Origin of the sequence: Thermosynechococcus sp. B3 (assembly GCF_030323045.1) — a bacterium.
In the GTDB taxonomy this organism is placed as follows: domain Bacteria; phylum Cyanobacteriota; class Cyanobacteriia; order Thermosynechococcales; family Thermosynechococcaceae; genus Thermosynechococcus.
Window position 1 is genome coordinate 1,102,602 of the sequence record NZ_CP097584.1, and the last position, 21,453, is coordinate 1,124,054.

The 21,453-nt window shown below is 54.7% G+C and carries 21 protein-coding genes and 1 pseudogene; 9 read left to right on the forward strand and 13 right to left on the reverse strand.

Annotated features, from left to right (window positions below):
* Positions 1-54 precede the first annotated feature (54 nt).
* Together M0646_RS05625 and M0646_RS05630 are read left to right on the forward strand one after the other, a co-directional pair.
* Positions 55-642, forward strand: a complete 588-nt coding sequence (locus tag M0646_RS05625; protein ID WP_399374965.1) for a hypothetical protein — start codon at positions 55-57, stop codon at positions 640-642.
* Between the two features lie 107 nt (positions 643-749).
* Positions 750-1,862, forward strand: a complete 1,113-nt coding sequence (locus M0646_RS05630) for an RNA polymerase sigma factor, RpoD/SigA family (protein WP_286649951.1) — start codon at positions 750-752, stop codon at positions 1,860-1,862.
* Here M0646_RS05630 and ispE read toward each other — a convergent pair.
* Positions 1,859-2,794 carry a 4-(cytidine 5'-diphospho)-2-C-methyl-D-erythritol kinase gene (gene ispE / locus M0646_RS05635; RefSeq protein ID WP_286649952.1) on the reverse strand — a complete coding sequence of 312 codons (936 nt, stop codon included), beginning with the start codon at positions 2,792-2,794 and terminating at the stop codon, positions 1,859-1,861. The two genes, M0646_RS05630 and ispE, sit on opposite strands and share 4 nt — an antisense overlap.
* Positions 2,795-2,876: 82 nt before the next feature.
* On the opposite strand from ispE, the gene M0646_RS05640 reads away from it, so the two are divergent.
* Positions 2,877-3,731 (forward strand): metal ABC transporter permease, encoded by an 855-nt coding sequence (locus M0646_RS05640; protein ID WP_286626967.1) that lies wholly within the window; start codon positions 2,877-2,879, stop codon positions 3,729-3,731.
* Here the strand turns inward: M0646_RS05640 and tsaD are convergent.
* Entirely contained in the window at positions 3,676-4,737 is a 1,062-nt protein-coding gene (gene tsaD, locus M0646_RS05645; RefSeq protein ID WP_286626969.1) for a tRNA (adenosine(37)-N6)-threonylcarbamoyltransferase complex transferase subunit TsaD, read from the reverse strand. The genes M0646_RS05640 and tsaD overlap by 56 nt on opposite strands.
* A 215-nt stretch (positions 4,738-4,952) precedes the next feature.
* On the opposite strand from tsaD, the gene M0646_RS05650 reads away from it, so the two are divergent.
* Together M0646_RS05650 and cysK are read left to right on the forward strand one after the other, a co-directional pair.
* The gene (locus tag M0646_RS05650) at positions 4,953-5,390 is read left to right on the forward strand and encodes an Rrf2 family transcriptional regulator (protein ID WP_149818936.1); all 438 of its coding nucleotides are present in this window, start codon (positions 4,953-4,955) and stop codon (positions 5,388-5,390) included.
* A gap of 63 nt (positions 5,391-5,453) precedes the next feature.
* Positions 5,454-6,419, forward strand: coding sequence for a cysteine synthase A (gene cysK / locus M0646_RS05655; RefSeq protein WP_149818938.1), 966 nt, complete (start codon positions 5,454-5,456; stop codon positions 6,417-6,419).
* A gap of 79 nt (positions 6,420-6,498) precedes the next feature.
* Here the strand turns inward: cysK and M0646_RS13125 are convergent.
* The 3 genes and pseudogenes from M0646_RS13125 to M0646_RS05670 all read right to left on the reverse strand — a co-directional run.
* Positions 6,499-6,770, reverse strand: a pseudogene (locus tag M0646_RS13125) (transposase); the annotation flags it as partial.
* Between the two features lie 83 nt (positions 6,771-6,853).
* On the reverse strand, positions 6,854-7,159 hold the full coding sequence (locus M0646_RS05665; RefSeq protein WP_149818940.1) for a hypothetical protein: 306 nt from the start codon (positions 7,157-7,159) through the stop codon (positions 6,854-6,856).
* A gap of 93 nt (positions 7,160-7,252) precedes the next feature.
* A complete protein-coding gene (locus M0646_RS05670; RefSeq protein ID WP_286626972.1) occupies positions 7,253-8,644 on the reverse strand; it encodes a ParA family protein in 1,392 nt (463 codons plus the stop codon).
* Between the two features lie 217 nt (positions 8,645-8,861).
* Between M0646_RS05670 and rpsB the strand changes: the two genes are divergently transcribed.
* Positions 8,862-9,653, forward strand: a complete 792-nt coding sequence (gene rpsB / locus M0646_RS05675; RefSeq protein WP_149818942.1) for a 30S ribosomal protein S2 — start codon at positions 8,862-8,864, stop codon at positions 9,651-9,653.
* Positions 9,654-9,670: 17 nt separating this feature from the next.
* Positions 9,671-10,597, forward strand: a complete 927-nt coding sequence (gene tsf / locus M0646_RS05680) for a translation elongation factor Ts (protein ID WP_149818944.1) — start codon at positions 9,671-9,673, stop codon at positions 10,595-10,597.
* A 5-nt stretch (positions 10,598-10,602) separates the two neighbouring features.
* Here the strand turns inward: tsf and M0646_RS05685 are convergent, their stop codons facing one another.
* The 5 genes from M0646_RS05685 to M0646_RS05705 are packed head-to-tail and all read right to left on the reverse strand — an operon-like array spanning position 10,603 to position 17,406.
* Entirely contained in the window at positions 10,603-11,253 is a 651-nt protein-coding gene (locus M0646_RS05685) for a riboflavin synthase (protein WP_286649953.1), read from the reverse strand.
* A 7-nt stretch (positions 11,254-11,260) separates the two neighbouring features.
* The gene (locus M0646_RS05690; protein WP_286649954.1) at positions 11,261-13,111 is read right to left on the reverse strand and encodes a S9 family peptidase; all 1,851 of its coding nucleotides are present in this window, start codon (positions 13,109-13,111) and stop codon (positions 11,261-11,263) included.
* Positions 13,108-14,556 (reverse strand): amidophosphoribosyltransferase, encoded by a 1,449-nt coding sequence (purF, locus tag M0646_RS05695; RefSeq protein ID WP_286626980.1) that lies wholly within the window; start codon positions 14,554-14,556, stop codon positions 13,108-13,110. The genes M0646_RS05690 and purF overlap by 4 nt, the downstream gene beginning before the upstream one ends.
* A complete protein-coding gene (gene purL / locus M0646_RS05700; RefSeq protein WP_286626981.1) occupies positions 14,557-16,842 on the reverse strand; it encodes a phosphoribosylformylglycinamidine synthase subunit PurL in 2,286 nt (761 codons plus the stop codon). It lies immediately after the preceding gene.
* 39 nt (positions 16,843-16,881) lie between these two features.
* Positions 16,882-17,406 (reverse strand): GNAT family N-acetyltransferase, encoded by a 525-nt coding sequence (locus tag M0646_RS05705; RefSeq protein WP_149818952.1) that lies wholly within the window; start codon positions 17,404-17,406, stop codon positions 16,882-16,884.
* A 71-nt stretch (positions 17,407-17,477) separates the two neighbouring features.
* Here M0646_RS05705 and M0646_RS05710 point away from each other — a divergent pair, with 71 nt between their 5' ends.
* A complete protein-coding gene (locus tag M0646_RS05710; protein WP_149818954.1) occupies positions 17,478-18,200 on the forward strand; it encodes a hypothetical protein in 723 nt (240 codons plus the stop codon).
* Positions 18,201-18,240: 40 nt separating this feature from the next.
* On the forward strand, positions 18,241-19,899 hold the full coding sequence (locus tag M0646_RS05715; RefSeq protein ID WP_286626982.1) for a Ppx/GppA phosphatase family protein: 1,659 nt from the start codon (positions 18,241-18,243) through the stop codon (positions 19,897-19,899).
* Between the two features lie 10 nt (positions 19,900-19,909).
* Here the strand turns inward: M0646_RS05715 and M0646_RS05720 are convergent, their stop codons facing one another.
* The 3 genes from M0646_RS05720 to M0646_RS05730 are packed head-to-tail and all read right to left on the reverse strand — an operon-like array spanning position 19,910 to position 21,443.
* Positions 19,910-20,845 (reverse strand): branched-chain amino acid ABC transporter permease, encoded by a 936-nt coding sequence (locus tag M0646_RS05720; RefSeq protein ID WP_149818959.1) that lies wholly within the window; start codon positions 20,843-20,845, stop codon positions 19,910-19,912.
* Positions 20,846-21,229 carry a glycine cleavage system protein GcvH gene (gene gcvH / locus M0646_RS05725; protein WP_149818961.1) on the reverse strand — a complete coding sequence of 128 codons (384 nt, stop codon included), beginning with the start codon at positions 21,227-21,229 and terminating at the stop codon, positions 20,846-20,848. It abuts the gene before it with no gap.
* A gap of 16 nt (positions 21,230-21,245) precedes the next feature.
* On the reverse strand, positions 21,246-21,443 hold the full coding sequence (locus M0646_RS05730) for a hypothetical protein (protein WP_286626984.1): 198 nt from the start codon (positions 21,441-21,443) through the stop codon (positions 21,246-21,248).
* Positions 21,444-21,453: the final 10 nt, after the last annotated feature.

Genomic DNA, 21,453 nt, shown 5'->3' on the forward strand with positions numbered 1-21,453 from the left:
GTTGAGGAGCAGTGACCTCGCCTAGGATAGCAATAGTTGCAAGCTCTTTCTGCTATGGCGATCGCCCCCAACCTCTACGAACACACCTTGGTTCGCTACACGGATCCGCTGCATGCGACAGAACTCCTGCGGCAATATCGCCCGTACCTAGAAATGATTCCCAGTATGCGGCGACCTCAAGAGAGTTTAATTCCAATTCCGCTGCCGATCGCCCATATTCAGGTTCCTGCCGCCACAACCTCGAACCAACGTCCCCAAGTGAAGTCGGTGATGGTGCCCTGTGATTTGGTCTTTGTCCTGTGCGATCCCGAGTGGAAAGTCAAAACCGACATTGAACTGCTGGTCTTTATCCATCGGCCAGGGGAAAGCTTTACGGAACTGCTGACCCGCTGGCGCCAATCCCAAGTGCTCCTCAGTCGCAGTTATAGCTGGGATATGCCCTTGCAGCATCGGGATGTCTTTAGTGAGGGCGCCAATCGTCAATTTCCCCTCTTTGTCCTCTTTCAAGAAACCCTTGCCGTGATCAAGCGCGGTCTCAAGGCTGCCCGATTGCCCTGCGTGATTGATACCACGATTCTCAAGGAACAGCCGTCTTCAGCCACAAAGCTTATGACGGGTGCCTCAGAAAGCACAGAAGGTTGATCAATATCACAACTTAAGCACCAGCTCCATCACTGCCGTCCCCCTCGCCAAGGGCAGAGAATACCACTATCGAGCTGAATTCTCGATATTGTGAGTTGAGTTGTCCTATGGTGGCTACCCCCATTCAACCCGTGTCCGACCGTCCATTGACAACGGATTTGGTGCGGCAGTATTTGCAGGAAATTGGCCGTGTGCCCTTGCTCACCCCTAGCCAAGAACTGCGCCTTGCCCAACAGGTTCAGCAGTACCAAGCCCTGCTCGCAGTGCGAGATCAGTCCGATGACCCCCAGATCAAGCGCTATGTGGCGGCTGTTACGGAGCGCGATCGCCAGCAGCGGCAGTTGGGGCGTCCCCTTACCCGTACCCAATGGGCTGCGCGACTTAAGATGAGTGTGGCTGAATTGCAAACCTGTGTGCAGGCGGGTCGTCAAGCTTGGGCAAAGGCAGCGAATATGACCCTAAGTGAACTTCAGCACATTGAGCGGCAAGGACAGCGGGCAAAAGCCCAATTGCTGCAAGCCAACCTGCGCTTGGTGGTGAATATTGCCAAAAAATATCAACATCGCGGCGTGGAATTTTTAGATCTGATCCAAGAGGGGAGTTTGGGTCTAGAACGTGCCGTTGAAAAATTCGATCCGACCAAGGGATTTCGCTTTAGCACCTATGCCTACTGGTGGATTCGCCAAAGTGTCACCCGTGCCGTTGCTAGCCAAAGCCGCACAATCCGCTTGCCCATTCACATGGTGGAAAAACTCAATAAAATTAAGCGTGCCCAACGGCGTCTTGCGGCTCAACAAGGCGCGATGCCCAGTCTAGCGGACATTGCCCAAGAACTGAATCTGGAGGTGTCACAGGTGCGGGAAGTGCTCATGGCTGTTCCTAAATCCGTGGCCTTGGAACAGCGGGTTGGCTCCGACCAAGAAACGGAATTGCAGGAGCTGATTGAATCCACTGCCCCCACCCCCAATGAAGTGATCATGCGTGAGTCCCTGCGTACTACTTTGAAGCAACTCCTCAGTGATCTCTCGCCCCGTGAGCGGCAAGTGATGGAACTGCGCTATGGCCTCGGGGAGCAGCCCGCCCTTGAGATGGCGGAAATTGCGGCACTGCTGGGACTGAGTCGGGAGCGGATTCGCCAAATTGAGCACCGTGCCCTGCAAAAGTTGCGGCAGCCCCAACGGCGCCGAGAAATTCAAGACTATCTTGAGGAGTTTGCCTAGGGCGTCTCCAACTGAATGCCGTGGGGACAGCACTCACAGATCCATAGATCAAGGTCGGGGTCTGGTAGGGCGCGCCGTACCCGTTGCATGATGCTGTAACCTTCATCGGCAGAGGGCGCTAGGGCAAACACTGTTGGCCCGGATCCTGACATCATGCTGGCGATCGCCCCAGCGGCGAGGAATTGCTCCTTTAACTCTGCCACCAAGGGATAGCGGGGCAACACTACCTTCTCTAAATCATTACGGAGGCTGGCGGTCAATTTGGCGATGTCACGCTGCTGAATGGCCTGTAACAAGGTTGCGGATCCCCCCTCTTGGCGGGCTTTTTCCTGCTCGTTGGGGGTTTGGGCATAGGTGGCGGCGAATTCTTGCCGATAGGTTTGATAGGCCCAAGGGGTAGCCACACTGAGGGAGCGATACTTCCCTAGGATGACAGTTAATCCCTGTAAATCCGCTAGGGGCGTCAACTGTTCACCGCGCCCTAGGGCTAAGGCGGTCCCCCCTTGCAGACAGAAGGGCACATCAGCCCCCAATTGCGCTGCAAAGGTTTGCAATTCCGCTTGCGTCAGACCCAACTGCCACAGGAGATCTAAGCCCACCAGTACCGCTGCCCCATTGGTGGATCCCCCGGCCAAGCCTGCCCCCATAGGAATTCGTTTTTCAATGAAAATTTCAACGCCATCGCGATCGGGAAAATGCTGCTGGAGTAAGGCCGCTGCTTTGTAGGCGAGATTTCGTTGATCGCAGGGGACAGCCGGGTTGGTGCAATGGACTTTAATTTGGCGATCGCGCCGCGGGATGAGTTCAATGCGATCCATGAGGGAAACCGCCTGCATGACCATTACCAGCTCGTGGTAGCCACTGCCATCTAAACAATTGCCAACAATTTGTAAAAAGAGATTAATTTTGGCAGGTGCCAGCAGACGATACACGCAGCCCCATCCTCACAACCACCTCGTTCAATAGCATATTATTCTTCTATTCCTCTTTGGCAGGCGCTAAACAGAAGTCCCCATGATTTTGGAACGAATGATTGAGCTGTTGCAGTTGCCCTTTATGCAGCGGGCACTGTGGGCAGGGATCTTTACGGGAGGGATGGCGGGTGCCCTCGGTAGCTTTACAATCCTGCGGCAACTTTCTTTTTTTAGTGATGCCTTGGGGCATTCCGCGCTACTGGGAATTAGCCTAGGAATTATTTTAGGATTGAATCCCTCCGTGATGTTGTTGCCCTTTGCCGTGGTGTTTGCCCTCGGGGTGACGTATTTGCTCGAGCATACGCGACTGTGGACGGATGCCCTCTTGAATATCATCTATTCGGCCTCGTTGGCGGTGGCGGTGATTTTGCTCAGTATCAGCGATCGCTATCAGGGGGGGCTAAATAATTTACTGTTTGGCGATATTTTGGCGGTGCGCCCAGCCGATCTCGTCATGAGTGGCACGCTCTGCGCCCTTGTCGGCACTTTCATCCTGCTCACGTTACGGGTGCAATTGTTAATCACAGTGAATGAGGCCTTGGCGGTGGCGCGGGGGGCGGCGGTGGGGATTCAGCGGCTGCTGTTTATCACCCTATTGGCCTTGGTGGTTGCCGTCTCGATTAAGACAGTGGGGGTATTGCTCATTAGTGCCTTTGTGGTGATTCCCGCCTGTGGCGCTCGCCTGTGGAGTCGGCAATTTTCGCAGTACGTGGTTTTGGCGGCCCTAGTAGGGGTAGGCAGTGCCATTGTTGGTATGCTCTTGTCAGCAGGGATGAATTGGCCATCGGGGCCGAGTATTGTGGTCTGTCAACTGGTGTTCTTTTTAGGCTCGATCGCCATTAACTCACTGCGAGGGGCGTGGCTGCATAGAGGGCAGAAATCTCCAGCAAGCTGAGGCGTGAACGGGCTGTCAGCTCCAAGGGGGAGCGATCGCCCCGCTGGAAATGATCCACTGCCGCATAACCAATCATCGCCGCATTATCGGTACATAGCCGCAGAGGCGGAAAAATCAACTGTAGCCCCAAGGGTTCAGCAGCCGCAGTCAGGTGTTGTCGCAGTCCAGAATTTGCCGCTACGCCTCCCCCAATGGCGAGGGTTTTGAATCCATGATCCACTGCTGCCGCGATCGCCCGCTTGGTCAAGGCCTGTGCTACCGCCTTCTGAAAACTGGCTGCAAGGTCAGCCACCGGCAATTCATCATGGGTTTGACGCAGCTCCTCCACGAGTCGTGCCACTGCGGTTTTCAGCCCACTAAAACTGGAATCGTAGGGATGCACCTTGCCATCGGGGAGGCGGATATTTCCCTCTGGTAGATCAAAGGCCTCTGGATTGCCCTGCTGCGCCAAGCGATCGAGCACTGGCCCCCCTGGATAGCCCAAGCCCAGTAGGCGTGCTACCTTATCGTAGGCTTCCCCCGCCGCATCATCCCGCGTTTGGCCAAAGAGTTGGTACTCGCCACAGCCATAAACGCCAATGAGACTGGTATGCCCGCCAGATACCAAGAGGCAGAGAAACGGTGGTTCAAGGGTCGGTTCCGCTAAGTAGGAGGCATAGAGGTGGCCTTCAAGGTGGTGAATTCCCAAGAGCGGTTTTTGCTGCACAAGGGCAAGGGTTTTTGCCGCCGTAACCCCAATGAGCAGCGACCCCACCAATCCGGGAGCACAGGTGACAGCAACGGCATCAATGGCAGACCAATCACAACCGGCCTCACTCATCGCTGCTGTGATCACGCCGTTAATGTTTTCCAAGTGGGCACGGGAGGCAACTTCCGGTACGACACCGCCAAAGGGTTGATGGGCACGCACTTGGGAGGCAATCACATTACTTTCAATGGCGCGATCGCGCACTACGGCAGCAGCCGTTTCATCACAACTGGTTTCAATGGCTAGAATTCTGACCATCGGGCAGACGTGGGCATGAAGCTAGAGCCTCTTTTCAGTCTAGCCGGTTTTTCGAGTGAAGTTGCTGAAGGGCGTTTGCGCAATGCCGTGAATTCTCGAGGTTGCAACCTGCGCCACGGTGAAGATTCTTAAGAATCTCCTAAATCCCGATCAAGAAGTAGGATATACTATGGGTTGGGCAATCTGCTCAATGTCGTGCGTGTGCCAAACGTCTTGTGGAACTGTCTGCCAAAAGTGAGTACGCCCTCTTGGCGCTCTTGGAAATGTCAGCGGCCTATGAACAGGCGGAGCCGCTACAAATTCGCCAAATTGCTGCCCTGCATAACATTCCCGATCGCTATTTGGAGCAACTGATGGCGACCCTACGCCGCAAGGGGCTGATTCGCAGTCAGCGGGGCGCCCGGGGTGGCTACTTGCTGGCAAAAGCACCTTGGCAAATCTCAATTTTGGACGTGCTCAACTGTATCGAGGGGATTGAGTCCAAGCTCGCCCAAAAGCCGCCTGAAAAGGGCGATCTGGAGCGTAGTCTGATCCGTTCAGTGTGGCTAGAAGCCTGCGCAGCAGCCAATGATGTTTTGAAAAAGCATACCCTTCAAGATTTGTGCGATCGGCGGCAGGCTTACCAGCAAGTGGATGTCATGTACTACATCTAGGCTGGGGTTGACATTCATCTAATTTCTCTAAGGTTTTTGTCTTGAATTGGAGATTGATATCCCATGAACATTGCCCCCGATATTACTGCCCTCATTGGTCGGACGCCCCTCGTACGCCTGAACCGCATTCCCCAAGCGGAAGGCTGCGTTGCGCAAATTGTTGTCAAGCTAGAGAGCATGAATCCTGCGGCCTCGGTTAAGGATCGCATTGGCCTGAGTATGATTCAGGAGGCAGAAGCAGCGGGTCTTATTACCCCCGGTAAGACGGTTTTGGTGGAACCCACATCGGGCAATACCGGGATTGCCTTAGCAATGGTGGCGGCGGCAAAGGGCTATCGCCTGATTCTCACTATGCCAGAGACCATGAGTGCAGAGCGGCGAGCTATGCTGCGTGCCTATGGAGCAGAGCTGGATTTGACCCCCGGCACAGAGGGGATGAGTGGTGCCATTCGTCGCGCCGAAGAAATTGCTGCCTCCCTTGAAGATGCTTTCATGCTGCAACAATTCAAAAATCCCGCCAATCCCAAGATTCATCGTGAAACCACTGCCCTCGAAATTTGGCAAGATACGGCCGGTCAAGTGGATATTTTGGTGGCTGGAGTGGGTACTGGAGGTACGATTACGGGAGTGGCAGAAGTGATCAAAGCCAAGAAGCCCAGCTTTCAGGCGATCGCTGTCGAACCTAGCAATAGTCCTGTCCTTTCAGGAGGCAAACCAGGCCCCCACAAAATTCAAGGTATTGGCGCCGGCTTTGTACCCCCCGTTCTTAAACGAGAACTCATTGATGAAGTGATCCCCGTCTCTGACGACCAAGCGATTTATTTTGGTCGCCGCCTAGCCCGTGAAGAAGGCCTTCTTTCAGGCATTTCCAGTGGGGCTGCCCTTTGCGCTGCCATTCAGGTGGCTCAACGACCCGAAAATGCGGGCAAGTTAATTGTCATGGTGCAGCCGAGTTTTGGTGAACGCTACTTAACCACACCCCTGTTTCAGGATGCACTGCCCTTGGTACCCAGTTACTTGCAACATTAGGCCTGCTTTGAGTTCAGCGTCAGAGGTTGTTTTGTGCCAACTAAAACTTGGTTTGTGGGGTGGGGCCTAGGGTGTGTCATCAGTTAAGCCAGATAACAGCGGCAGCGAGATATATCGCACCTAAAAAGTTTCGCGCTGTCTTATCGTAACGTGTGGCAATCCCTCGATACGGCTTGAGCCTAGCAAAAAAATTCTCAATCAAGTGCCGAGCTTTGTACAGTTCTTTGTCATAACCACGACGCTGTTTACGACAAGACTTGCGCGGATGACAGCCTCGCACCCTTTCTCCGCTAGCCGTCTTAGCACCCGCTCATCTGCAGCATAGGCTTTGTCCGCCAGTAATGCCTCAGCAAAACACTGCCTCGATGGTCAATTTATCTGATGACACGCCCTAGAACTTCGGCCAATTGGGACTGAGTCACAGCAATTTTCCTCTAAACTCTGTCAAACAGTGTAATTTTGGCCAAGAGTCCTGCCACCATCAAAAACAGTGCCACCAGTAATGCCCACAGGCGATTGTCCGTTGAACTTTGGCGTTTCCCTAGCTCCACTAACTGCTCGCGATTGTTCTGTACTTCTAGGCGAACGGCCTCGATTTTGGCCTCCATGGTGTTGAACTTTTCACGGATTTCTGCTTGCCCCACCTTCACTTCAAGGGTGAGTTCTGTCAACTGCGACTGGATTGCCTTGACGGTTTCCAGAACTTCGGCTAGTTGGGATTGGGTGACAGGCTCGGTCATGACGGCTGCTCAGGGAGGGGTAATTTCATTTTAGGGGAACAAGCAATTTCTGTTTTCAGATTTTTTTATAAATCTTGTTAGGAAGGTTGTTGGTTAGGGGAGGTCATTGACAGCAGCTAAGGGGCGAAGATAGGTCTGCACCAATGTTTGATAAAAGCCTAAGACGCGCTTATCTTTGAAGACAGCAGGAACACGGGCAAAGGCGGCACGGGAAATAATGGCATATTCAGGAATGGCAAATACGCTTGTGTCGTTGGCTTGATACTGTGGCCAAAAGTAGGGAGTGAGGTGGGGGAGTTTCTGGAGAATCCGTTCAATTTCTGTTTGGGCAACGGCCATTGCCTTGTCGGTTGTGGGAGCACCATTAAAGAAAATAGGCAAAGGAAGGGGGCCGCCTTCACGGCGCAATGTGTGAATTTCATTAAAGAGAAATTGGTGAATCACCTGAGCGGCATTGTTGAGGGAGGAGAGATCGGTGTGGCGGGTGGGAATCAAAACGGCGTCACTGGCATACACGGCGCTCTTACTTAAAAAGAGCCAAGCACTGGGGCAGTCAATGAGGATGTAGTCGTAGCGATCGCGCAAGGGGGTAAGGAGTTCCCGCAGGCGGGTAATGGGTGGATATTGGGTTTGCATCGCCTGAATGAGGATGCTTTGCAGTTGTGGCGCAGCAGGAATGACGTCAAAAATATGGGCAGATTTGATACTGCTGCTGGTGCGGATGCGCAGGTCAAAAGGGCGAATCGTAGCCGTAATCGGCTCATCAGGGTTTTGCAGACAAGCCGCAAGGGTCGTACTGGTGGGGGTTAGCTCAAGGGCGCGGCTGAGATCCCCTTGGGGGTCACAATCAACGAGCAAGACAGCGGCATCTGCCACAGCAAGGGTGGCGCCCAAGTTAATCGTAGTGGTGGTTTTGCCCACTCCCCCCTTATGGTTATAGAGACAGAGGGTGGTGGCACGGGGGCGCGATCGCAAGCAGGTTTTGAGGTTTTCGATAATGCCCTCAAGGCGATCGCCCGTCAGTTCATAGTTGGGCGTCACTGGATAGACCAAGTGACCATGGCGTTGAAAAAGCTGTAGATGGCGGGCATTCGTGATCAACCCCCAAGCGGTTCCTTGGCAATGGCAACCCCTGAAAAGTTGGCGGAGTTGTTGCAGAGCGCGGCTATGATGGGCAGACCCATTCTCAAGGTTCAAGACCACGGTTTGACTGGGGGTATTGCGGGAGCGACGGGCAGGGGGTTTAATCTCCACAATTAAATCGGGGTCAACTTGAGTCTGACAAAAAGGAGGCTGATGCTCGCGGGGGAAACGGGCTGCCACATCGGCAATGCCTGCACCTGTGTCAAAGGAAGAGAGGCGATCGCGATCGCCAAAGCCCAACACACTCAGGAGCGGTTGCACAAAGTGCTGCTCAATAACGGCTTCAGAGGTTTCGTCACCGTGAATTTGTTGCCATTGCGATCGCAAGCGGGAAATATCCAACGTTCAGCACCATCCAGCCGTCTTGAATCTTTCAGAATAGTTTGGCCACCCCTGAGCGTCAAGATCACGACGCTACCAAATCACTGTGGATTGGGCTTTCCAACAGCCTTGATCATTGGCTATGATAATAAATCTGCAAATCTTTCACATTCGTCCCCTTGGGTGTCCTCACCGGATGATGGACGGATGGTTGTTTAACCCATAGGAGTACAACTCAATGGCAGTTCTTAGCCTTGCCCAAATGCTGGAGGCAGGGGTTCACTTTGGCCACCAAGCCCGCCGCTGGAACCCCCGGATGGCACCCTACATCTTCACGGTTCGCAATGGGGTGCACATCATTGACCTCGTGCAAACCGCCCAACTGGTGGATGAAGCCTACAACTACATCCGCAACGCCGCTGAAAAAGGCAAACGCTTTTTGTTTATTGGTACTAAGCGCCAAGCCGCCGGCATTGTCGAACAGGAAGCGCTCCGCTGCGGCAGTTACTACGTCAACCAGCGCTGGCTGGGGGGGATGCTCACCAACTGGAATACCATCAAAACCCGTGTTGATCGCCTCAAAGAATTAGAAAGCATGGAGGAAAATGGCCTCATTGATCTGCGGCCAAAACAGGAGGCCTCAGCCCTGCGGCGAGAACTGGCACGTTTGCAAAAATACCTTGGCGGGATTAAACAAATGCGGCGGCTGCCCGATGTCGCGATTATTGTTGATGTCAAGCGCGAGTACAACGCCGTTGCCGAGTGTCACAAATTGGGGATTCCGATCGTGGCGCTGCTGGATACCAACTGCGACCCCAATCAAGTGGATATTCCCATTCCCGCTAACGATGATGCCATCCGTTCGATTAAGCTGATTGTGGGTAAACTAGCCGATGCCATTTACGAAGGCCGCCATGGTCAGTTGGACGAACCAGAAGCGGATCTCGGTGATGAGGACGACGATGGGATGACCGCCAGCGACGATGGTGATGCTGACGCCCTAGATATTCCAGATGATTCTGACGCTTAATCCTTGAGGAACAGATCATGGCAGAGATTTCAGCCAAACTAGTCAAAGAACTGCGGGACAAAACCGGTGCCGGCATGATGGACTGCAAGAAAGCCTTGCAGGAGTCCAACGGCGATATGGAAGCCGCCATTGCTTGGTTGCGGCAAAAGGGTCTAGCCTCTGCGGGTAAAAAAGCCGGGCGCGTCACCAGTGAAGGTCTGGTGGATAGCTACATTCACACTGGCGGGCGCATTGGCGTGCTGGTGGAGGTGAACTGTGAGACCGACTTTGTGGCTCGCAACGAGAAATTCAAAGCCCTTGTCCAAGACATTGCCAAGCAAATTGCCGCTTGCCCGAATGTAGAATTTGTCTCAATCGACGATATTCCTGAGGAGTACAAAGAAAAAGAACGCCAGATTGCCCTTGGCTCCGATGCCCTGAAGGGCAAGCCCCCCGAGGTCAAGGAGAAAATTGTTGCTGGCAAACTGGAGAAAACCCTCAAAGAGTTGTGCCTGCTCAACCAGCCCTTCATCCGCGATCAGTCCAAGACCGTTGAAGAGTTGGTCAAAGAGCACATTGCTGAACTGGGGGAAAATATCCAGATTCGCCGCTTCCAACGCTTTGTCCTCGGTGAGGGGATTGAGAAGCAAGAAACCAACCTTGCTGAAGAGGTGGCCGCCCAAACCCAAGCCATGAGTGCTGCCGCAAAAACTGCCGAAGCACCCGCAGAAGTGGCCGAAACCGCAACGCCTGAAGTGAGTGCCCCTGAACCAGCAGCGGAAACAACACCTGACGAGCCAGCTCCAGAACCTGTCGCAGTTTCTGAGCAGACAGTGGAACCAGTGGCTGAGCCTGCTGCCGAAAGTCCTGACCCAGTCGCTGAACCTACGGCTGAAAGTAAGGGATTTGGTGCTGCTGCCAAAAAATCTGGTGGCAAGTCTCGGACTGCCAAGAAGAAAAAATAATGACCCTAGGCGTAGCCATGGGCTTGGAGAAAGGCGAGGTCAATTTCGACTGCGGTTGAGGCGTCTTGAGGCTGGAGAAACTTGCGGGTATATTTGCCCAATAGATCCGCCTCTAGGTTCACGCCATCGCCAACCCTAAGAAATTGCAGCGTGGTTTCTGCATAGGTATGGGGGATGACAGCAATGCTGAATTCATCCCCTTTTTCATTGCAATGGGCAACGGTAAGGCTAATGCCATTGATGGCAATACTGCCCTTGGGGATGATGTAGGTTGCTACCGCTTCAGGGGCAGAGAAGGTGAATTCCCAACTCGTGCCTGTGGGCGCGATCGCCAGTACGGTGCCGACACCATCCACATGACCGGTCACAAAATGCCCTCCCACCCTATCCCCAACGCGTAGGGCAGGTTCTAGGTTCACCATTGCGCCTGCTGCCGCTTTGGCCGCCAATGTGGTGCGTTGCAGCGTTTCCGGGGAGACACTGACCGTAAACCCCGTGGCATCAAAGGTTTCCACTGTGAGGCAGACGCCCTCAACGGCAATACTATCGCCAATGGCCACGTCCTTAAGAAAAGGGGCAGCGGCCGCAGTAATCGCCAACTGGGACTCGGAGCGTTGCTGGAGGATACCGATCGCCTGAATAATGCCAGTAAACATTGTTCTTCTAGCCTTTGAGTAAATGCCTTTGATAAAACTTCAATTCTGCCTCAAGGGCGGTGGCGATCGTGCTGCTTTGGCGGAAGCCGTGTCCCTCTTCGGCAAAGGTGTAATATTCTACGGGAATGCTCTTGGCCTGCAGGGCGGCTACCATCTGTTCCGCTTGGCTGGGGGGAACAACGACATCCTTTAGCCCCTGAAAGAAAATCACCGGACAGGTGAGGCGATCCGCATGGTAGAGGGGCGATCGCTGGCGGTAGAGGTCTGCCCCTTCGGGATAGGGGGCAATCAGTTGATCAAAATAATGGGCTTCAAAAGCATGGGTTTCCTTGAGCAGGCTAAGGAGATCGCCAATGCCGTAGTAACTCGCCCCCACATGGAAGGTTGTCGTAAACGTCAGGGCACACAGAGTGGTATAGCCCCCAGCACTGCTGCCGCGAATGGCTAAGCGATCGCCATCCACCTTTCCTTGGCGAACTAAATACTCTGCCCCAGCGCTACAGTCCGCCACATCCACCACGCCCCACTGTCCCCGCAGGGCATTGCGATAGGCACGACCATAACCCGTACTGCCACGATAGTTGACATCCAACACCGCAAAGCCGCGACTGGTCCAAAACTGGATGCGCAAATCGAGACCTGTGCCACTGGCTGCCGTTGGCCCGCCATGACTTCTCACGATTAAGGGGGGGCGTGAGTCTGCCGGGGGTTGTACTTGGGGATTTTGGGGCGGGTAGAAAAAGCCGTAGGCGGTTGCACCCTCAGTTGTGGGAAATTCCATCACCTCGGGCTGCGAAATCCACTCCCGTGGCAGAGGAGAAGCAATGGGTTGCAGCGGTGTGGTGGTGCCGTCATCCAGATTGAACTCAACAAGATGGGGGGGTAACAGGGGCGAACTGCCAATCAAGGCAACGGCGCGATCGCTCAGGCGAACGAGAGAATGAATCTCAGTGTAGTCCGTCGGGACAGTTTGCCATTCCCCCGTCGTGAGGGAAACCACTGCCAATCGCCATAGGCCGCGATCGCTATAGGTTAAAACTGCCGTTTCAGCGTTCACAAGAGCATAGGTGGATTGACCAAAGACCCACAGGGGCACACCGGCATCATAGTTGGCCTGCCAAACCGGTTCATGGTGGCCATCACGGTAACGATAGAGATTCCACCAGCCAGAGCGATCGCTGATGTAGTAGAGGGTCTCTCCTTGCCATTGGGGTTGCTGCACAGATTCCTCACTACTGCCAACAATGCGGTAGGGCGTACCAAGGAAACCGTCACTACTGACCATGGCTCCCCACAGTTCACAGCCATCCCAAGGCATCTGCGGTGCTGACCATTGCAACCAGACAAGGGTATGACCCTCTGGACTCAAGCGTGGCGCAGCATAAAAGCCAGCCCCAGTGATCAAGGACGTCCGCTCCCCCGATAGGGAAATGGCAACAAGGGATTGCCGTGAGCTACCCTCTGGCAGATGTGCCTCTTCGACACATAGCAGGCGATCGCGCCAGGGATCGACGCAACCATCGGCAAAGCGCGTATTCGCCGCTTGATAGATTAACTGAGGGCTGGGTTCCCCAAGGGCGTAGATCCCCTGATCGGCATCATTAACAAAGTAAATTTGATCACCGTGGTACCAGTAGGCACCGCCGCCATACTCATTCACGCGCGATCGCGCACTCCAAGGGGCAGCCAAAAGTTCTTGCCCTTGACGCACCAGCACTACTCGCCCCTTTTCTTGGGGACGCCGCTCTAACCACACCAAACCTAGGGGAGTGGCGCGCAATTCACTGAGACTGGTGGCCGCAGCACTGACTGCGGTGGCAGAGAGGATGGAAGGCCAGTGACCGTAGTCCAGACTCATTGGGGAATTTGCTCAAGCACCAACTTTTGCCGTTTCACTGGCTCCGGGATGCTAATCGGGTACTTGCCTGTAAAACAGGCGGAACAAAAGCGATCGCCCGTATCGTAGGTGGCGGCAATCATCCCCTGCCAACTGAGGTAACTCAGGGAATCCACGCCAATCTGAGCCGCAATCTCAGCCACGGACTTGGTGGCTGCAATCAGTTGATCTTGGGTATCGGTGTCAATACCATAGAAACACGGGTGAGTGACCGGCGGCGAGGAAATCCGCATATGTACTTCCACTGCACCGGCATCCCGCAGCGCTTTGACAATTTTGCGGCTAGTGGTGCCCCGCACAATCGAGTCATCCACAATCACCACCCGCTGTCCCATCAACACATCCCGCAGCGGATTCAGCTTCATCCGAATTCCCGACTCCCGCATCGACTGGGTGGGCTGAATAAACGTGCGCCCCACATAGCGATTTTTAATCAAGCCTTCGGCGTAGGGCACCCCCGTCGCTTGGGAAAAGCCAATGGCCGCTGGCACACCCGAATCGGGCACAGCAATCACCACATCGGCATCGGCGGGGGCTTCACGCCCCAACTGGTACCCCAGGCGCTGGCGGTAACTATAGAGGCTCTCCCGCTGCATGACACTATCGGGGCGGGCAAAGTAAATCATCTCAAAGATACACAGCTTGCGTTGGGATTCTGCCCATTGCACACTGCCAATGCCTTCAGCAGTAATGTGGACGAGTTCCCCCGGCTCCACATCCCGCACATAGTCCGCACCAATAATATCGAGGGCACAGGTTTCAGAAGCAAGGACATAGTGGAGTGTCCCTTCTATCATTAGGCGGCCAATCACTAGGGGACGAATGCCGTGGGCATCCCGCAGCCCAAACAATCCCGCTGGGGTACCCATGACTAGACTAAAAGCCCCTTGGCACTGTTGAGCCGCAGTAATCATCCCCTCTGACCAGGATTGACCAGTAGCCACCGCTTGGGCGATCGCCCAGGCAATGAGTTCCGAATCCGTTGTGCTTGCTAACACCGCCGTAGGGGCATCACAGGCTAGGACTTGTTCGCGCAGAGCGTAGGTATTCACCAAGTTGCCGTTGTGGGCTAAGGCCAAAGGCCCTAGGCGAGTGTCCACCACCACTGGTTGGGCGTTGACAATGCGACTAGAACCCGTGGTCGAGTAGCGGTTGTGGCCGACAGCCAAATCTCCCACCAGCCCTCCAAGAATCTCTTCATCAAAGACTTGAGAGACCAAGCCCATGTCCTTGTAACAGTGGACGGTGTTACCCGCAAATGTGGCAATTCCCGCCGATTCCTGACCTCGATGTTGCAGGGCATAGAGACCAAAGTAGGCGAGGCGAGCCACATCCGCCCCCGGGGCATAGACCCCAAACACACCACAGGCTTCTTCCGGCTTATCAGCAAATTGTTGTTCTGTCATTTAGTCCAAATACTTCGGCAGGGGCGATCGCCAAGCAATACCTAACTCTTTTATCGTAACCTTGATGAGCGGAGAATTGTCACAGGTGTCAATGCACAGTTCTGTATGTTCACCATTAACAACCCCTAGGCGTGTCCAAGCATTGGGCAGTTGCGCCTGCGCATAGGTTTCCCACACCGTCTGTGCCGTTGGCGGCACCGAAACCAGAATGCGCGCCCCCCCTTCAGCAAACAGCAGCACATCCCACCGCGGATAGGTGCCCGCTGGCAATTGAATCGTTGCCCCCCGTTGGCCACTGAGACAGCTTTCCGCCAAGGCCACGGCCAAGCCCCCCTCGCTGAGATCGTGGGCACTGGCAACCCACCCCTGCTGAATGCCATAGCGACACACCGCCTGCACTCGCTGCTCTAGGTCTAAATCAATCTGAGGTGGACGCCCCGCCACAAGGCCATGGATCTGGGCAAGGTATTCCGACCCACCGAGGCTCAGGCGCGGATCACTCAAGGGCGTGGTCAGAGGCAACCCCAATAGGTAAATGGCATCTCCGGGCGATCGCCAGCCCTGACCGACAACCCGCTGCAAATCGGGAATCAACCCCACCATCCCCACCACGGGGGTCGGATAAATCGGCTGTGGTTGGCCGTTGCTATCAATCGTTTCGTTGTAGAGGGAGACATTGCCCCCGGTGACCGGCGTTTGTAGGGCACGACAAGCCTCGGCCAGACCCCGACAGGCATGGGTCAACTGCCAGTAACCCACGGGCGTTTCGGGACTGCCAAAGTTAAGGTTATCGGTAACGGCCAGAGGTTCTGCTCCAACACAACTCAGATTACGAGCCGCTTCGGCCACGGCTGCTTTGCCGCCTTCGTAGGGATCCAGATACACATAGCGGCTGGGACAATCCACGGTTGCTGCAATCCCTTTTGGGGTACCCCGCAGGCGAATCACCGCTGCATCAGCATCACCGGGGAAGACGAGGGTGTTGTTTTGCACCTCGTGATCGTACTGACGATAGACCCATGCTTTAGAGGCAATACTGGGGGTGGCGAGAAGAGTGAGCAAAATCTCCGCGGGCGATCGCGCCGGTAACGCCAATTGATCCACCGACCATTGCCGCGCCTGTTGGACATAGACAGGTGGCTCACTGGGACACTGCCGCTCATAGACAGGGGTATCTTCCGCTAGGGCACGGGCAGGCACCTCTGCGGCCACCTCGCCCCGGTAAAGCACCCGCACCAGCGGTTCAGCAATGACGCGACCCACAACCACCGCCTGCAAGCCCCAGCGATGGAAAATCTCAATCAGTTCCGCTTCCCGCCCTTGCGCCGCCACAAAGAGCATCCGTTCTTGGGATTCCGAAAGGAGAAACTCGTAGGGCACCATCCCCTGTTCCCGTACGGGCACTTTGTCCAAGTCCAGTTCAATACCAACACCGCCTTTGGCAGCCATTTCCGCAGTCGAGCAGGTCAAGCCCGCTGCCCCCATATCTTGGGCGGCCACCACTGCCCCGGTTTGAAAGGCTTCCAGACAGGCTTCAATGAGGCATTTTTCCATGAAGGGATCCCCCACTTGGACGGCGGGGCGATCGCTCATTGATTCATCAGTGAGTTCGGCACTGGCAAAACTAGCCCCTCCCATGCCATCACGACCCGTTGTAGAGCCCACATACAGCACCGGATTGCCAATGCCACTGGCTGCCGATTTAACAATTTCTAGGGTTTCCATGAGGCCCAAGGCCATGGCATTCACCAAGGGGTTACCGGCATAGCAAGGGTCAAAATAGACCTCGCCCCCCACTGTGGGCACACCGACACAGTTGCCATAGTGGGCAATACCCGCCACGACTCCTTTCACCAATTGTTGGGTTTTGGCTTCCTTGAGATCGCCAAAGCGCAGGGCGTTCAGCAGGGCAATGGGACGCGCCCCCATCGTGAAAATATCCCGCAGAATCCCCCCCACGCCGGTCGCTGCCCCCTGAAAGGGTTCAATGGCCGAGGGATGATTGTGGGACTCAATCTTAAAGGCAAGGCGCAAGCCATCCCCTAAGTCCACGACGCCGGCATTCTCACCGGGACCGACCAGTACCCGTGCCCCTTGGGTGGGAAACTGCTTGAGCAGGGGACGGGAGTTTTTGTAGCAGCAATGCTCTGACCACATCACCCCAAACATGCCCAATTCCGCGCGGTTGGGATGGCGGCCAAGGCGGCGGACAATTTCGGTGTACTCTTGGGGCTTGAGGCCTGCAGCAGCAATCTCAGCCTCAGTGACGAGGGGGGGTTGGCTCATGGCAAAGGATTATTTCGGCTACGTTATTGATTATCGAGCCTAGCGGGAATTGGGATACCAAAACATCCCCTTAATCCCCTCGGGATCCGGGCGAAAACCCAACTGACGGTAGAAGTCCACCACATGGGGATCGGCAAAGAGGGTAATGTTGCTGATGTCCTCGCTGCGCAGTTCTTTGATTATCTGCCGCATTAATTCTTTGCCCAGACCCCGCCCTTGAAATTCTGGATGCACGACCACATCCCAAATCGTGGCATTAAAGGCATGGTCAGAGGTAGCACGGGAAAAGCCAATCAGACGACGATAGGCACCCCGCTGCTCCCACATCGAGATCACCAAAAAGCTATGCTGAATTGCTTTTTTCACCTTGCGAATGGGACGGCGCGACCAGCCCACGGCATCACAAAGTTCTTCGAGTTCATAGACATCAATATCTTTTTCTTTGCTGAAAATAATTTGGCTTTCGCTGCCATTGTCCCGCTCTACCTGAGAACCTAAACTAGGGGACGTCGTGGTGGTGCTGGCAGTCGGTTGCGAATTGAACAGCGATTTCCAGAAGCTCATGCAAGTATGCTGGAGATGGGAAAATGACCAAGTGTAACCCGGCCTAGGCTATAGTATAGCGACTCTCACCCATGGTTTCCGATTTTCAACTGCGTAACCTTGATGTCCTGAAGCGATTCAACCGCTCCTTTCCGGACTTTTATGAGCAATTTGTTGGTCGGGATGTCCAACTGCAAAACCTGAAACTGGGGTTTCAAATTCATAAGACCAATCAGGCGGTGATTCAGATTGTCCCCGAGGGCGATCGCTCCGTTCTCCACTTTGCCCACCGCAATCACTCTTACCTGCTCAGTGATCTCTTTGGGGTGATGGCCGCCTACAAGCTGACAATTCACAATGTCTCGCTCTATGGCCATGTGCGACCACCGATGCTGGTGTTTGTCAAACTGGTGCTCTCAGAGCAGGGCAAACCCCTGACGAAAAAGCGCAGTGAAAGCGTGCGCCGTGCCCTCCAACAGACCCTCAGTGGTGAATTTGCCGTTGAGGAAATGCTGGCCATGGAGTTTAACCTCAACGAAGGCCTGCCGCAAATTACCACCAGCTTTTATCAGGATCAGGTCTTTCATCTGCCGGCACTGTTGGTGGAGTCCACCAATCATCCGGCGTTGCTCTACAAGGTGATGCATGCCATTTGGCAAGAGGAACTGCTGGTGGTGAATATCAACTTTATGCTTTGGCAGGGCCGGGTGCGGCTATTGCTCTATCTGCTAGGACCGAATGGCAGTGTGATTCCTGATTATTTAGGCTCGCGTATTGCTGCCAAGATTAAGGATCATCTAACGGGAAACACTTAGGGTAGGATAGGGGGTGTTTGTCCCCTTCGATACAAGTCCAATGGCTGCTGAACAACATCTCCACCTGTGGCGAGCAGTGAATCTCAGCGATCGCATTCTGGCGGCCATTGATGTCGGGACAAACTCAATTCACATGGTGGTGGTGCAAATTCAGCCCAGTTTACCCAGCTTCAAAATCATTGCTGCCGAAAAAGATATGGTGCGGCTGGGGGAACGCTGCCAAATTACCGGCCAACTGACGGAAGAGGCCATGAATCGGGCGATCGCCACCCTGCGCCGCTGTCGCGAATTGGCCACGGGTCTCAAGGCGGAAGAAATTATTGGCGTGGCCACCAGTGCGGTGCGCGAAGCCCCCAATGGTCGCGAGTTTTTAGAGCGGGTCAAGGAAGAGACCGGCCTGACCATTGATCTAATTTCCGGCGAAGAGGAAGCGCGGCGCATCTACTTGGGGGTGCTCTCGGGGCTAGAATTCAACGGCAAGCCCCACATCATCATTGACATTGGCGGTGGCTCCACAGAGTTAATCTTGGGGGATGGTCATGAACCCCGCTACCTCAGCAGCACCAAAGTGGGGGCAGTACGCCTGACGGACTTATTTGTCAAAAGCGATCCCATTAGCGATCAGGACTACGCGGCTCTGCGCGCCTATGTACGGGGAATGTTGGATCGTGCCGTTGAAGACCTGCGGCAGCAGCTCAGCCCCCATGAAAAACCGCAATTGGTGGGTACCTCAGGCACGATTGAAAGCCTGATGATGATTCACACCTGCGATCGCCTTGGTGCTTGTCCCCCCTCCCTACGCGGCTATGAACTGACGCTAGGGGACTTAAAGGCACTTGTGGCCAAATTGCGGCGACTAAACTTTAACCAGCGCTGTCAACTCTTGGGGATGTCGGAGCGGCGCGCTGAAATTATTGTTGCAGGGGCAGTGATTCTCGCTGAGGCCATGGAGATGCTGGGTCAAACCAGCCTGATCACCTGCGATCGCGCCCTGCGGGAAGGCATCATTGTGGACTGGATGCTCACCCACGGCCTGATTGAAGACCGCCTCCGCTATCAAAGCTCGGTGCGTCAGCGCAGTACCTACAGTTTGGCGCAAAAGTTCCATGTCAATCTTGCCAGCAGTGAACGGGTGGCCAATTTTGCCCTAACGCTCTTTGATCGCACCCAAGGGGTTCTTCACAACTGGACAGAAGCGGAACGGGAACTCCTCTGGGCAGCGGCAATCCTCCACAATGCTGGCCACTACGTTAGCCATTCTGCCCACCACAAACATTCCTACTACCTTGTGCGCCATGGGGGTCTGCTCGGCTACACCGATACGGAAATTGAGATCATTGCCAACCTCTGTCGCTATCACCGCAAAAGCCCCCCTAAGAAAAAGCATGAGAACTTCCGCCAATTGGTGGGACGGCGAGAACGGCAAATTGTCGAGCAACTGAGTGCGATTCTACGGTTGGCCTCAGCGTTGGATCGGCGGCAAATCGGGGCCGTGGATCACATTACCTGTGAGTGGCACGCTTCCCAGCGGGAGTTTTGTGTGCAGGTGCACCCGGCAGATCCTAGCGATCGCTGTGAGTTGGAAATTTGGAGTGTCAACTACAAAAAAGAACCCTTTGAAAGCCAATTTGGCGTCAGTTTGAAGGTGGAATTAGTGCCCACCAGCAGTACGGCTCTAGCCACAGCAGTCAACTACTAATTCAACAGCCTTAAACTTTTTCCACTGGGGGCTGCCCCAACAGCCCTTGGGGACGCACAAGCAGCACCAGAAAGAGAATCGCAAAGGCCGCAGCATCCCGAAACCCCGAAGCAGCGGCAGGCACCATTGCCTCCACTAGTCCCAGCAAAAAGCCCGCCAACATTGTCCCCGGTAAGCTCCCTAGGCCCCCCAGAACAATCACCGCTAACCCCTTGAGACCAAAGATCACGCCAAACTGCGGCCCCGTAATCCCGACACTCAGGGCGACGAGGGTACCAGCAACGGCAGCCAAAGCACTGCTGACAAAAAACGTCACTTGAATAATGCGATCGCTATCAATGCCCAGTAATGTCGCGGCAGTCGGATTTTCGGCCACCGCTTGCAATCCTTTCCCCATGCGCGTCCCTTTGACCCAATAGGTCAGGGCAATCATCAAAACCACGGCCACGGCAAAGATGACAAATTGACTAGTGCGCAGGGCAATGTCCCCCAATCGCAGGGTGAGGGGCAATCCCCCCCAGAGTTGATCGGGATAGGTATAGACTTCGGCACCCACCAAATACTGGATCAGGTTGGTGAGGAGAACAGCCGCCCCAAGGCTGGCCACCACGGTCAAGAGGGTATCGGCGCGCTGTTGCCGCAGGGGTCGAAAGACGACCCAATCAATGCCAACCCCCAACAGGCCACAGCCAAGGGCACTGAGAACTAAGGCCAGCGCAAAGGGTAAGGCAACGGGAAGCTGTCCATTGGCCAACAGACCATTAAAGCCAAAGCGTCCCCCTAAGAGGGCATAGGTGAGATAAGCGCCAATAGCAAAAACAGCACCGTGGGCAAAGTTGATGATGCCCAAAATCGAGAAGACAAGGGTATAGCCGAGGGCAAAGATGGCATAAACACTCCCTGTGGCCAATCCATCCACAAGGACTTGCAGGCCGCTTGTTACCACCTACGCTCCTTCCACAAGGGCACGATAATCCGCTGCTGAGAGGAGTCCCGTAGGGGGGGTACTGACTTGCACCTTCACCAACCACCCCTCCCCATAGGGATCCGCAGCAATTTGCTCGGGGTTGTCAAGGACTGCTTGATTGACCTCAATCACGGTTCCTGCGAGGGGTGCATAGAGATCCTCAACGGCCTTGACCGACTCAATGGTGCCAAAGCGTTCGCCGGGTTTTAGGACATCGCCAACGGCAGGCAACTCAACAAAGACAATATCCCCCAGTTGATCGACGGCAAAGGCACTAATGCCGAGGGTGGCTGTATCGCCCTCAAGGCGCAGGTACTCATGGCTGTCGAGATATTGCAGGTCGTCAGGGTAGGTGAGCGTCATAGCAGATTCCAATCCATCAGGGGCGATCGCTGGCACGGGCAAGGCGCACCGCCATTACAAAGGCTACTAAACCAAGGGGCACACTGAGGAGCAAAATCACGGTAGTTGGAATGGTTCCCAACTGGGCTTCTCCCGAACTCAGTTCAAAAACACAACCCACCGTGGCGATCGCTGCCACACAGGCACCCAATAGGTATAGATAACTCTTGGCCACAGACGATGAT

Excerpts from the sequence above, each read along its gene's own strand:
- rpsB (WP_149818942.1), top strand. The coding sequence starts at position 8,862 with ATGGCAGTTCTTAGCCTTGCCCAAATGCTGGAGGCAGGGGTTCACTTT.
- cysK (WP_149818938.1), top strand. The coding sequence starts at position 5,454 with ATGAACATTGCCCCCGATATTACTGCCCTCATTGGTCGGACGCCCCTC.
- purL (WP_286626981.1), bottom strand. The coding sequence starts at position 16,842 with ATGAGCCAACCCCCCCTCGTCACTGAGGCTGAGATTGCTGCTGCAGGC.
- M0646_RS05665 (WP_149818940.1), bottom strand. The coding sequence starts at position 7,159 with ATGACCGAGCCTGTCACCCAATCCCAACTAGCCGAAGTTCTGGAAACC.
- purF (WP_286626980.1), bottom strand. The coding sequence starts at position 14,556 with ATGACAGAACAACAATTTGCTGATAAGCCGGAAGAAGCCTGTGGTGTG.
- M0646_RS05710 (WP_149818954.1), top strand. The coding sequence starts at position 17,478 with ATGGTTTCCGATTTTCAACTGCGTAACCTTGATGTCCTGAAGCGATTC.
- M0646_RS05640 (WP_286626967.1), top strand. The coding sequence starts at position 2,877 with ATGATTTTGGAACGAATGATTGAGCTGTTGCAGTTGCCCTTTATGCAG.
- tsf (WP_149818944.1), top strand. The coding sequence starts at position 9,671 with ATGGCAGAGATTTCAGCCAAACTAGTCAAAGAACTGCGGGACAAAACC.
- M0646_RS05705 (WP_149818952.1), bottom strand. The coding sequence starts at position 17,406 with ATGAGCTTCTGGAAATCGCTGTTCAATTCGCAACCGACTGCCAGCACC.
- M0646_RS05685 (WP_286649953.1), bottom strand. The coding sequence starts at position 11,253 with ATGTTTACTGGCATTATTCAGGCGATCGGTATCCTCCAGCAACGCTCC.
- gcvH (WP_149818961.1), bottom strand. The coding sequence starts at position 21,229 with ATGACGCTCACCTACCCTGACGACCTGCAATATCTCGACAGCCATGAG.
- M0646_RS05625 (WP_399374965.1), top strand. The coding sequence starts at position 55 with ATGGCGATCGCCCCCAACCTCTACGAACACACCTTGGTTCGCTACACG.
- tsaD (WP_286626969.1), bottom strand. The coding sequence starts at position 4,737 with ATGGTCAGAATTCTAGCCATTGAAACCAGTTGTGATGAAACGGCTGCT.
- M0646_RS05630 (WP_286649951.1), top strand. The coding sequence starts at position 750 with ATGGTGGCTACCCCCATTCAACCCGTGTCCGACCGTCCATTGACAACG.
- M0646_RS05690 (WP_286649954.1), bottom strand. The coding sequence starts at position 13,111 with ATGAGTCTGGACTACGGTCACTGGCCTTCCATCCTCTCTGCCACCGCA.
- M0646_RS05715 (WP_286626982.1), top strand. The coding sequence starts at position 18,241 with ATGGCTGCTGAACAACATCTCCACCTGTGGCGAGCAGTGAATCTCAGC.